This window comes from Arcobacter roscoffensis, from assembly GCF_024267655.1.
GTDB classification, from domain to species: Bacteria; Campylobacterota; Campylobacteria; order Campylobacterales; family Arcobacteraceae; genus Arcobacter_B; species Arcobacter_B roscoffensis.
The window spans coordinates 285,519-297,628 of sequence record NZ_CP100595.1; the positions used below are offsets into that span (position 1 = coordinate 285,519).

Here is a 12,110-nt window from a genome sequence, read left to right on the forward strand (position 1 = left end):
TATTAAAAAATGGTTTAGTTAAACTAACGTATAATCAAAATTAAAAAAGACATAATATTGAATGAATTAATTGTAAATGATGATAGTTCTAACTTCTATAATTATATAACAAAACTTTTAAATGAATGTAACTTTTTCGTTTTTAATGTTGCATTTGTAAATTTTTCAGGTGTTCAACTTTTGCTTGATAGTTTTGAAGAACTAAATAAAAAAGGAATTAAAGGAAAAATTTTAACTTCTACTTATTTAAATTTTACTGAACCTATTGCTTTAGAGAGATTAAAAGAGTTTAATAATATAGATTTGAGAGTTTATGATAGTACTATAATGCAAATTGGTTTTCATAGTAAGGCTTATATTTTTGAATTTAATGACAAATATGAAGTTATTGTTGGCTCTGCAAATTTAACTTCAAGTGCTTTTAAATCTAATATTGAATGGAATTGTAAAACAATTACAAAAAAAGATGACACTTATATAAAAGATATATTTTTACAATTTGATAAATTATGGGAACAATCTCACGATTTAAATGAAGACTTTTTAGAAAAGTACAAAGAATTTTATAATTTAAACAAAAATAAAAATGAATTTACTTTTGAAAAAGATATTAAAGCCAATAAAATGCAATCAGAAGCATTAAAGAAATTAGAGTACTTAAGAGAAAAAGGAGAATCTAAAGCTCTTGCAATTGCTAGTACTGGCTCAGGAAAAACATACTTGAGCGTTTTTGATGTAAAAAAATATAATCCAAATAGATTATTATTTATTGTTCACAGAGAAAATATTTTGATTAAAGCTAAACAAAGTTTTGAATCTATTATAAAAAATAAAACAATGGGACTTTACACAGGTAATAAAAAAGAACTTGAAAAAGATTTTATATTTTCTACAGTGCAAACACTTAGTCAAAGTTTAGAAAATTTTGATGAAAATAGTTTTGATTATATTGTTGTTGACGAAGCTCATCATATTAGTAGTAATTCATATAAAAAGATTATTGGGTATTTTAAAGCAAAATTTTTGCTAGGACTTACTGCCACACCTAATAGAATGGATGGGGAAAATATATATGAGTATTTTGATGAAAATGTAGCTTGTGATATTAGATTAAATGAAGCATTAGAACATAAACTTATTACACCTTTTCATTACTATGGAGTTACTGATATATGTGTTGATTACACAAATACTGAATTAAATAAAATTGAAGATTTGTCAAAGCTTTTAATGCTAAATAAAAGAGTTGATTTTATAATTGAAAAAATGAATTTTTATGGTTTCAGTGGTAAAAAAAGAAAGGTACTAGGTTTTTGTGTTTCTAAAGAACATTGTAATTATATGGAAAAATCTTTTAATAAAAGAGGAATTAAAAGTATTAGTTTAACTAGTGATGATTCAATTTTGAAAAGAGAAAAAAATATAAAACTTCTTGAAGATGATAAAGAGGATTTAGAAGTTATATTTTGTGTTGATATTTTTAATGAAGGAGTTGATATACCTTCAATAAATACAATTTTGATGTTAAGACCAACTAACTCTGCTATTGTATTTGCACAACAATTAGGAAGAGGTTTACGTAAATATAAAAATAAAGAGTTCCTTACCTTAATTGATTTTATTGGAAATCATCAAAGAGCTTTTTTGATAGCTTTAGCTATGGTTGGTAAGAAAAAAATTGATAAAGAAAGTATTAAACTATCACTTTTAAATGATTTTGCTTCTTTTAAAAATGCTTTTATAAATATTGATAAGATTTCAAAAAGAAGAATTTTAGAGCAAATCAATAAAGAGAATTTTAATAGTATGAAATATTTAAAAGATGAATATTTTAAATTTAAAGAACAAATGCTAAATAAAATCCCAATATTATGTGATTATATTAATTTTGATGAGTTTGTTGATCCTTTGAAATTTGTAAGTGAGAGTAAGTCTTATGTTGAATTTATATCTAAGGTTGAAAGAGAACATAGTTTAAACCTTTTATGTGAAAATGAAAACTTCTTAAAAACTTGTAGATTTATTGAATATTTATTACCTATCAAAAGAGTTCATGAGTTTGTAATATTAAGAGTTTTATTAAAAAGTGAAAAAGTAAGTTTATCTCACTTAGAAATTGAGCTAGAAAAATATCAAAAGAAAATAGATAAAAATACTTTAATCCATGCTATAAATTTTTTAAAACAAGACTATTTTGATAAGGCTCAAATATCTAGATATCCAAAATTAATTGAATTTGAAGATGATTATATATCTAGTTCTGAAATATTCAAAGATTTATTAAAAGATAAAAATAAAAGAGTGTTTATAGAACAAGGCATAAGTTATGGAATAATAAATTATGAAAAAACATTTGCTTTGGAATATTATGGCTTGCCTGCATTAAAACTTTATGAGAAATATAATATGTTAAATATAGCACAACTTTGTAATTTTAATAAAATTCACTCTTCTTTTAGAGGAAGTGGATTTTTAAAATTTGAAGATGATTTTTTCTTATTTATTACTATTGATAAAGAAAAATATAAAAAAGCACAAAAATATGTTAATGATTTTATTTCAAAAGAGGTATTTAGTTATTCTAGTAAGCCAAGTCATAGTAGTATAAAAGGTGATGGTTTAAGACTTTGTCAAAATGAGAAATTTAATGTAAAGTTGCATATTTTTGTTAGAAAATATGCAAAAGTAGATAAAAAGACTCAAAGTTTTATTTATTTAGGTCTTGCTAATACAATTTCTTATGAAAATGAAAAACCAATTGATTTAAAATTAAAACTTGAAAAGCCTTTGCCTACTAAGCTTTATGAAGAGTTTACAATACTTGTGGATTAGTTTTTCTTACCATAAGTTATCTTATTATTATTTTCATCAAATAAAGGATATTTTTTTTCATTAAGTTTCATTTTTTCAATTATTGCTTCTTCTAAATCTATATCAAGTTTAATACATAGTCTAATCAAATAAACTGCAATATCAGCAATCTCTTGCTTTGCATGTTCTTTTTTTTCATTGCTTAGGTTTTGTGACTCTTCAAGATTTAGCCATTGAAATATTTCTAAGAGTTCACTTGCTTCTACATTTAGTGCCATGCTAAGATTTTTTGGATTGTGATGTTTATCCCAGTTTCTGTCATTTGAAAATTTTAATATTATTTTTTTTAGATTTTCTAGATCCATGCTATTCCCTTGCTGTTTATGTAGTTTATAATATCAAGTATTATAGGTGCTCTTATATATAATATATATTAAAAAGTATATAATTGCGCGAAATTAAGGAGAATAAGTTCATGGCTAGTAAAAAGCAAATTGAAGAGCTTAGAATTGCTTTAGAAGTTAGAAGAGAAAAGATTCTTGAAAATATAGATGAAAGCAAAGAAAATATAGAAAGTTTAAAAAGTCAAGAGATAAATGATGACTTAGATTATGCTGAATTAGCAAGTGATTCTTTTACTGAGGGAATGATTGCTAATCATCAATTAGAAGAATTAAAGCAAATTGATGATGCTTTAAAAAGAATTAAAAATGACGAGTACGGTAAATGTGATATGTGTTCAATTACTATACCAATAGGTAGATTAAAAGCTAAACCATTTGCTAGATATTGTACTGAATGTAGAGAAGTATATGAAACTGAACAAAGGAAGAATTCTTAAAGTGATTAAAAGAGTATATAACCATAGTGCAAAGGTTCTTAATTTTGAATTTGTACAAAATGAGAATGATTTTATTGTAAATGAACTTCCATTAAGATTTTCAAATAGTGGAAATTTTCTTATTATAAAAGTAAAAAAAGTAAATTTAGACACATGGGATTTAATTGATACTTTTGCAAGGTATTTAGATATTTATACAAATGAAATAGGTTATGCAGGCTTAAAGGATAAAAAAGCAACAACAAGCCAATACTTGTCAATACCTAAAAAGTATTCCAAAAAAATCCAGCTTTTTAAACATAAAAAAATAGAGATTTTAGATACAGTTTTACATAGTAAAAAACTAAATATTGGTGATTTAAAAGGTAATAGGTTTAAGATTAATCTTCATAATACAAGTATCGAGGAATTAAACCATATTCAAAGAAGATTAAAGAAAATTTCAAAAGAGGGGCTTCTTAATTATTTTGGTTATCAAAGATTTGGAAGAGATGTAGAAGAAAATTTAGAAAAAGCAAAGCAGATTGTAGAAGGTGATAAAATTATTAAAGATAGGAAATTATCAAAGATGCTTATTATGGCTTATCAAAGTAATTTCTTTAATTCATGGCTAGTAAATAGAACAAAAACTTCAACAACGAATTTTGACTTGATAAATGGAGATGTTTTTTTAGATATTAAAAAACAAAAATATATTACTCCTAAAATAATTACAAAATCTATTGAAGATAGTGTTTCAATTAAGTCGATTGTTCCAACTGGTTTACTTCCAGGAAGAAAGGTTTTTAGAGCAGTTGGTGAAGCAAGACAAATTGAAGAAAAGTTTGACGATACATATATACAAGAAAAAGGTTATAGACGAGAAGCTATAGTTTTTCCAAAAGATATTGTATGTAAATATGATAATGATAAGAAGGTTTGTAATTTAGAATTTAGCCTACCTAAAGGCTCTTATGCAACAGTTTTAGTTGAGTATTTAGCTAATAAGAATTTTTCATAAATAGTGCTTAAAACACTATTTATGGAAGTGTGATGAATTTATCATCGAAATAGATTTTGTTATCTAAAACTATCATTCTTTCTTCGTTATCAAAATCAAATTCTAAAACTTCACTTCTTGTAAAGTCTTCATTTAATTTAATAGCATAACCTTGAGATTCAATAGCATATAATGCGTTTGTAAAAGATAATGCATGGATTTTAGAGTATTTAAATTTCTTTTTTGATACTTCTTTTAAATCTAAAGCTAGTTTGATTAACTGCCCATCAATTGTTGCAATGTAAACATATTCATCTTTTAATATAATATCTCTAATTTCATAATCTTTTGAAAGAATTTCTTTTGTTGAAATAGAAACTACTTTATTAGCAGTTGCTGTTATTAGTGTTTGAGATGGCTTATCTACATCTAAAAAGATAATATTATTAAATTGTCCTTTTGGATCAACAGAAATATTTTTTACTGAATCATTGCTAATTGTAGATACGATAATTACTTTTCCATTTAAAGTAGGAAATAAAATTAGATTTCCCATAAAGTAAGGATTAACAACCCTTGTATCATTTGCTAATGATTCTGATAAGTAGTCTTTAAATAGAGTTTTTTTAGTTTTAACATTTAAAAGCTCTATTGAGTTATCAGAGTAGATTAGTGCTAGTTTATCATCTTTAAGTGATGCTGCAATTACAACATTGTCTAAAATTAGTTCTTCATCACCAATTAAGATTTTATCTTTTTTGTTTGATGCAATTACTTTTCCATCAATTGATAGATTTAGGAATTCAAAGTTTTCTGGTAATTGAAAATCTGATAAACCATATCTTGTTATAACTTCATTTGATTCTAGCGTTGCTCCAACTCTATTCATAGATTTTATAGATGATGGTAAAGAAGAAGCTTGTACTTCTAGATCATTTTCAACATCTTCTGGTTCAAAATATTTTTTTGATGAACAAGCTGTAAATAAAATTACAGCTAAAAGCGAAGTTAAAATATATTTCATATTTATCCTTATTTTGTTGCTAAATAGTGATTAAGTAGCTTAGCAAGCTCTGTAGCTTTTGAACTATCTGGAATTAATTTTAAAGCAGTTTTTGCTTCTTCATATTTTCCCTCATTTGCAAGTAATAATGCTTTATTAAATATTGCAAACTCTTTTAATAGAAAATCATTTTGCATTGATAAATCATTTAGTTTTTCAACACTATTTTCATTTAATGCTTTGTCATAGGCAACTAACTCTTTTAGATATTTAACATTGATACCATCTTTATTTCCATTTATATAAGATGCAACTTGGTAAAGTTTTTCATTAGTCTCTTTTAGAACTGCCAATGCCTCTGTGTCTTTTGGATTTTGTAGAACAGTTTCAAAGGCTTTATTTGCCTTTATTGAATTTTGTTCATCCATGTAGCTTTTTACATTATAACCTATTGCTAATGCTATTAGTAAAACTACAGCTACTATGATTGGGAATTTATATTTCTTGAAAATTCTTTCAACTTTTACTGTACCTTCAAGAAACTTTTCTTCGCTGTTTAATTCACCTTTTACAAAATCAACATTTTCTTTCATACTCATAATTATTAACCTCTTTATAATATAGATGTATATTACAAAATTTTTGATAAAATCTTACTTTTATGAAATTTTTTGTATAATTTATCTTTATAAATTTTAAAGGTTATATGTATATGAAAAAACTAATATTAGCTTCAACTTTAGTAATAACATTGACGCAAGCGGTTTTTGCTAAAAACAGTGAGCAAGAAGAACAAGAACCAACTAGGTTTGAATCTTTGTCAAAAATGACAAAAGTTATTGGCACTGTTGAGAAATATTATGTTGATGATATTAAATTACAAGAAATAGTAAATAAATCTCTAAAAGGCTTAATGCAAGAGCTAGATGCACACTCAAGTTTCCTTGATAAAAAATCTTCAAAAGAGATGAGTATTCAAACAAAAGGTGAATTTGGTGGTCTAGGTATTACTGTTGGAATGAGAGAAGGTGCTTTAACTGTTATTTCTCCAATTGATGATACTCCTGCATATAAAGCTGGAATAAAAGCCTCTGACATTATCTTAAAAATTGATAATAATGCAACGCTAAATATGACTTTAGATGAAGCAGTATCTTTAATGAGAGGAAAACCAAAAACTGACATTCTATTAACAATTGTAAGAGAGGGTGAAAATAAACCTTTAAAAATAAAAATTACAAGAGATATTATAAAAGTTGAATCAGTTTTTGCTAAAAAAATTGAAAATGAAAAACTACTATATTTAAGAGTTAGTAGTTTTGATTCAAAAGTTGTAAGTGGTTTAGAAAAAGCTATTAAAGATAATAATAAAGATATTGATGGAATTGTACTTGATTTAAGAAACAATCCTGGTGGACTTTTATCACAAGCAATTGGTACAGTTGATTTGTTTATTGATAAAGGTATTATAGTTTCGCAAAAAGGTAGAGATGAAAGTACAGAAGAGAAGTTTTCTGCTACAACATCAAGCACTATTACTAAAAAGCCTGTAGTGGTTTTAGTAAATGCAGGTTCAGCTTCAGCTTCTGAAATTGTAAGTGGATCATTACAAGATCACAAAAGAGCTATTGTAATTGGTGAAAAGACATTTGGAAAAGGTTCTGTTCAAGCAGTACTTCCAATTACAAATGATAGAAGTGAAAATATAAAGCTTACTATTGCTAAGTATTATTTGCCAAGTGGTAGAACTATTCAAGCAACGGGTGTAACTCCTGATGTAATAGCTTATTCTGGAGAAGTTCCACAAGATACTAACTCAGAATTTAAAATAAAAGAAGCTGATTTAAAAAAACATTTAGAAGGTGAACTTGAAAAAGTTGACTCTAAAAAAGAAGTAAAGAAATCAGAAAAGAAATCAGATAAAAAAATCATTTCTAAAGAAGACATAACAAAAGACAACCAACTAAATACATCAATTGGTATTTTAAAAAGTTTAATCATTATGAATAAGTAAAAACTTATTCATAATCTTATTGTAAGGGGAACTAATGAAAATCAGTGATATTATATCACTTGGTCTATGGCCAGAATCAAAAAAAACAACGTCGCAAAAAGGTATTACTCAATTAGAAGAATTAGGTTATAATCTTTTTTATATAGGTAAAAATGCTGACCTTTATACATGTCCAGGAAATGATCCAAAGGTTCTTTTAGTAAGAAGTGATAGATGTTCTGTATTTGATATTCCATTAAATTTAGAAATTGAAGGAAAAGGTATCTCTCAAACGGCTATTTCTAATAGTGGAGCTTTATTTGCAAATAAAGCTGGTATTAAAACTGCAATTTTAAATGAAAAAGTTGATCAATCTTTAGAAATAGCACCAAGATGTCAGATAATGGAGTTATGTAAACCATTAGAAGCTGAAATTGAAGGTGATATTGTACAATTTGAGTTTATTTTTAGAAACTATTTAACAGGTTCATTATTTGAAGCTTGTCAAAATGGAAGAGACCCATATGGTTTAGAACTTTCTTCTGATTTACCACAGTGGCATAAATTTGAAAATCCTATTTTCACACCAACAACTAAAGGTGTAAAAGATATTCCTTTAAATTCATTAACTGTAAGAGAAAAGTTCCCTGAGATAATTAATAGTTTAGAAAACTTATTTAAAGAGTTTTCTAAATTTGCATTAGATAATGGAATTATTGTTGTTGATACTAAATTTGAAGTATTTGTAAATTCAAATGATGAATGGTTATTAGGTGATGAAGTTTTAACTCCTGAAAGTTCTAGATTTATTTCAAAATCTGATTTTGATGTAGCTAATTATATCTCAATGGATAAACAAATTTTAAGAGATTTTGGTAAAGCTGATAATTGGAAAGAAAAAGCAAAGACTTTAAAAGCTGGTGAAAAGTTAGATGTAGTTGTACCTCAAGAAATTAAAGATAAAATCTTAAATGGTTATACAACTATTCAAAATAATTTAGGTAAATAAAACTCTCTAAAGTAGATAAAGAGAGAAATTTAGATATAATCGCAAAAATATTAAAGAGAAGGGAATATATGAAAGCAATTGTAAATGTAGCATTAAAGCAAGGTGTATTAGACGATCAAGGTAAGGCAACTCATCACGCATTAGATACTTTAGGATTTAAAGAAGTAGTAAATGATGTAAGAATTGGTAAACAAATTATTATTGAATTAAACTCTACTAATGAAGATGAAGCAAGAGAAGAAGTAGTAAAAATGTGTGAAAAGCTTCTTGCTAACACTGTTATTGAAGATTACCAAATAGAATTAGTAGGTTAATATGAAAATATCAGTATTACAATTTCCAGGAACAAACTGTGAATATGATACTCAATACGCTTTTGAGAAATTAGGTGCGCAAGTTGAGATTGTTTGGCATAAAGATAAAAAAATACCAGAAGATACTGATCTTTTAGTTATTCCTGGTGGATTTTCTTATGGGGATTACTTAAGATCAGGTGCTATTGCTAGATTTGCAAATATTATGGATTCTGTTCAAAATTATGCTGCTAAAGGTGGTAAAATTTTAGGAATTTGTAATGGTTTCCAAATTTTATTAGAAGCTGGTTTATTACCAGGTGCTATGAAAAGAAATGATTCTTTACATTTTATTTCTAAATTTAATCATTTAAGAGTTGTTGATAATGACAATAACTTTTTATCTTTAATGAAAAAAGATGAAGTAGTAAATATTCCTGTGGCACACCATGATGGTAACTACTTTATTGATGCAAAAGGTTTATCAAAATTAGAAGAAAATGGACAAATTCTTTTAAAATATTGTGATGAAAATGGTCAAGATATGAATATAAATGGTTCAGTTGCTAATATTGCAGGTATTTGTAATGAATCAAAAAATGTATTTGGATTAATGCCTCACCCTGAAAGAGCTATGGAAGATTTACTTGGTTGTGATGACGGAGTAAAAATGTTAAAAGGGTTTTTACAATAAGAAGATAGAGTAATCTATCTTCTTAGATATAAAAGTAATTATGAAAAAAATAATAACTACACTTATATTAACAAACTTACTATTTTGTCTTAACTTATTTGCTGCGAAAAACCTGTACTTATCTTATAAAAGTGTTCCTAAAAATGTTTATAAAGATCAAAGATTTGAAGTTGTAGTTAAAGCACTTATTACAACTAAATATTTTGATGAAATAAATACAACTTTTAATGGTGGAAATATAAAAGCCTTAAACCCCTCAAATCAATGGAAAAAAATAAGCTCAAATGTATATGAAAACTCTTTTCATTTTAAAGCTTCAAATGCAAATTTTAAAATACCGAGTTTTAATGTACAATTATTAAAAAATGGAAACTTAATAGATAGAAGTGTTTTAGGGGCAATTAATATTAGCTATTCAGATATTGCAAAGGGTGATAAAAGATTTACTAATATTATTGCAAAAGATTTAAAACTAAAAGCATATAAAACAAAGCAGTATAATAACAAAGAGTCTTTAACTATTATAGATATTGATGCTATTGGTTCTAACTTAGAAAATTTTAATCTACAAGGTATAGAAGAACAAGGCATATCAAAGTTAACAGATAACTATCCAAAGCAAAATCTTATATACTATTTTGTAATGCCTGTTCATAAGAAGAAAGTGGTTTTTAACTATTATAATACAAGTACTAAAAGTTTAGAAACTATAACTGTTCCTCTCATTTTACAGAATGAATTAGTAAGCACTCAAACAGATTTAAATCCAAATGATTCAAGTTTTGAGAAATATAAAAAAATGGCAGTTGCTGCTTTATTTATTGTATTTTTAATCATATATATTTTAAAAAGAAAAAAGATATTTTTATTTATTACAATTATCTTATTTATAATCACTTCAATTTATTTAATGCCAAATAAAAAAGGTATTGTAAAAAAAGATACATTTATTTATATCTTACCTACAAAAAACTCTACAATTTTCTTTAAACTTAATGAAAAACAAAAAGTAGAAGTTTTAAATGAAAAAAGTGATTTTATAAAAATCATGGGTATAGACAAAAAATTTATAGGTTGGGTAAAGGAAGAGAATTTTGAAGAGAATTAGAGGGATAATAATTGTAATTCAATTTTCAATTACTGTAGCAATTACAGTTTTAGCTATGTATATGTTTAGAAATCACACTCATAAAGTAATAAAAGTTTGGATGAAACTTCAAATGTGGTTTTTAGGTATTAAACTTGAAGAGCATGGAAAACTTGACGAATCTTGTGATATGGTGATGTTAAATCACCAATCTTTACTTGATATTATTGTTATGGAATATATTCATTCAAGAGATTTAGCTTGGGTTGCAAAAAAAGAGATTTCTGATCTTTTCTTTTTTGGACATATTATAAAAGCTCCTAGAATGATTAGTATTGATAGAGAAAATAAAGCAGGTATAATTCATCTTTTAAAAGAAACAAAAGATAGGTTAAATAAAGGTAGACCAATTGCTATGTTCCCTGAGGGAACTAGATCAAATGGTAAAGAATTGCTTTCTTTTAAACCAGGTGCAAAAATGGTTGCAAATAAACATGGTTTAAAAGTTCAGCCTGTTCTTTTATTTAATACAAGAGATATTTTAGATTCGAAGAAACTAGAAGCTCAACCGGGAATAGTAAAAGTTGTTTATCTAGACCCAGTTCAAGCTGATAAGAAAACTGATTGGTTTGAACAAACTGAAATAAAGATGAATGAAGTTTTTCAAGAAGAGCTAAAAAAAGATGTCTCTTAGTTGGCAAACTATTTTAGCAATTGGCACGGGGGGATTTCTTGGTGCTATTGCTAGAGCTTATAGTGTTCATCTAAGTAATAAATATATTCCTTTAGAGTTTCCTGTAGGTGTCCTTTTAGTAAATATTGTAGGCTCTTTTTTAATAGGTCTTCTATTTGCTTATTTTAATTATTTTACAATTAATGATAGTTTAAAAGCTTTTTTAACTACAGGATTTTTGGGTGCTCTAACAACTTATTCAACTTTTGCAATTGAGTCTTATCTTCTTTTTAATACTTCTATATTTTTAGCAATTTCTAATATGTTTTTAAATCTTTTAGGAACTGTATTAGCTGCTGGAAGTGCTTACAAACTTTTAAATTTCTTTCTTAAGTAAAAATTTTATTGTTTTTCTAAATCATTTTTTTTAAGGATTAAGAAGATATAATATTTGATAAAAATTAAAAATTAATTATAAGGATTTCTCATGGGTATGCCAGGTGGTATGGAATGGATTTTAATAGCTTTAGTAGTTTTACTACTATTTGGAGGTAAAAAAATACCAGAACTTGCAAAAGGTTTAGGTTCAGGAATCAAAAACTTTAAAAATGCTGTAAAAGAAGATGAAGAGCAAGTTGTAGATACAAAAAAAGCTGACGAGTTAGAGAAAAAAGCTGAAACTAAGTCAGAAGATAAAAACGAATCAAAAACGGTATAAGAGAAGAAA

General features: G+C 26.0%; 14 protein-coding genes. 11 read left to right on the forward strand and 3 right to left on the reverse strand.

Translation table 11 applies throughout. The features are described from left to right. Nucleotides 1-57: 57 nt before the first annotated feature. Nucleotides 58-2,832, forward strand: a complete 2,775-nt coding sequence (locus NJU99_RS01415) for a DEAD/DEAH box helicase (RefSeq protein ID WP_254576949.1) — start codon at nt 58-60, stop codon at nt 2,830-2,832. Here NJU99_RS01415 and NJU99_RS01420 read toward each other — a convergent pair. Continuing rightward, nucleotides 2,829-3,176 (reverse strand): nucleotide pyrophosphohydrolase, encoded by a 348-nt coding sequence (locus NJU99_RS01420; RefSeq protein ID WP_254576950.1) that lies wholly within the window; start codon nt 3,174-3,176, stop codon nt 2,829-2,831. The genes NJU99_RS01415 and NJU99_RS01420 overlap by 4 nt on opposite strands. A 110-nt stretch (nt 3,177-3,286) precedes the next feature. Here NJU99_RS01420 and dksA point away from each other — a divergent pair, with 110 nt between their 5' ends. Together dksA and NJU99_RS01430 are read left to right on the forward strand one after the other, a co-directional pair. Then, entirely contained in the window at nt 3,287-3,652 is a 366-nt protein-coding gene (dksA, locus tag NJU99_RS01425; RefSeq protein WP_254576951.1) for an RNA polymerase-binding protein DksA, read from the forward strand. Between the two features lies 1 nt (nt 3,653). After that, entirely contained in the window at nt 3,654-4,652 is a 999-nt protein-coding gene (locus NJU99_RS01430; RefSeq protein ID WP_254576952.1) for a tRNA pseudouridine(13) synthase TruD, read from the forward strand. Between the two features lie 19 nt (nt 4,653-4,671). On the opposite strand, the gene NJU99_RS01435 is transcribed toward NJU99_RS01430, so the two are convergent. Both NJU99_RS01435 and NJU99_RS01440 read right to left on the reverse strand, forming a co-directional pair. Continuing rightward, nucleotides 4,672-5,655, reverse strand: a complete 984-nt coding sequence (locus tag NJU99_RS01435; protein ID WP_254576953.1) for a hypothetical protein — start codon at nt 5,653-5,655, stop codon at nt 4,672-4,674. 8 nt (nt 5,656-5,663) lie between these two features. After that, a complete protein-coding gene (locus tag NJU99_RS01440; protein ID WP_254576954.1) occupies nt 5,664-6,233 on the reverse strand; it encodes a hypothetical protein in 570 nt (189 codons plus the stop codon). A 113-nt stretch (nt 6,234-6,346) separates the two neighbouring features. Here NJU99_RS01440 and NJU99_RS01445 point away from each other — a divergent pair, with 113 nt between their 5' ends. From NJU99_RS01445 to NJU99_RS01480, 8 genes are all read left to right on the forward strand, one after another. Then, nucleotides 6,347-7,648 (forward strand): S41 family peptidase, encoded by a 1,302-nt coding sequence (locus tag NJU99_RS01445; RefSeq protein ID WP_254576955.1) that lies wholly within the window; start codon nt 6,347-6,349, stop codon nt 7,646-7,648. Nucleotides 7,649-7,682: 34 nt separating this feature from the next. Beyond that, a complete protein-coding gene (locus tag NJU99_RS01450) occupies nt 7,683-8,636 on the forward strand; it encodes a phosphoribosylaminoimidazolesuccinocarboxamide synthase (protein WP_254576956.1) in 954 nt (317 codons plus the stop codon). Nucleotides 8,637-8,704: 68 nt separating this feature from the next. Further along, on the forward strand, nt 8,705-8,950 hold the full coding sequence (purS, locus tag NJU99_RS01455) for a phosphoribosylformylglycinamidine synthase subunit PurS (protein ID WP_254576957.1): 246 nt from the start codon (nt 8,705-8,707) through the stop codon (nt 8,948-8,950). Between the two features lies 1 nt (nt 8,951). Further along, entirely contained in the window at nt 8,952-9,623 is a 672-nt protein-coding gene (gene purQ / locus NJU99_RS01460) for a phosphoribosylformylglycinamidine synthase I (protein ID WP_254576958.1), read from the forward strand. Between the two features lie 40 nt (nt 9,624-9,663). Beyond that, on the forward strand, nt 9,664-10,731 hold the full coding sequence (locus NJU99_RS01465; RefSeq protein WP_254576959.1) for a hypothetical protein: 1,068 nt from the start codon (nt 9,664-9,666) through the stop codon (nt 10,729-10,731). After that, on the forward strand, nt 10,718-11,404 hold the full coding sequence (locus tag NJU99_RS01470; protein ID WP_254576960.1) for a lysophospholipid acyltransferase family protein: 687 nt from the start codon (nt 10,718-10,720) through the stop codon (nt 11,402-11,404). Before NJU99_RS01465 ends, NJU99_RS01470 begins: the two co-directional genes overlap by 14 nt. Beyond that, entirely contained in the window at nt 11,394-11,780 is a 387-nt protein-coding gene (locus NJU99_RS01475; protein ID WP_254576961.1) for a fluoride efflux transporter FluC, read from the forward strand. Before NJU99_RS01470 ends, NJU99_RS01475 begins: the two co-directional genes overlap by 11 nt. A 90-nt stretch (nt 11,781-11,870) precedes the next feature. Beyond that, entirely contained in the window at nt 11,871-12,101 is a 231-nt protein-coding gene (locus NJU99_RS01480; RefSeq protein ID WP_254576962.1) for a Sec-independent protein translocase subunit TatA/TatB, read from the forward strand. Nucleotides 12,102-12,110: the final 9 nt, after the last annotated feature.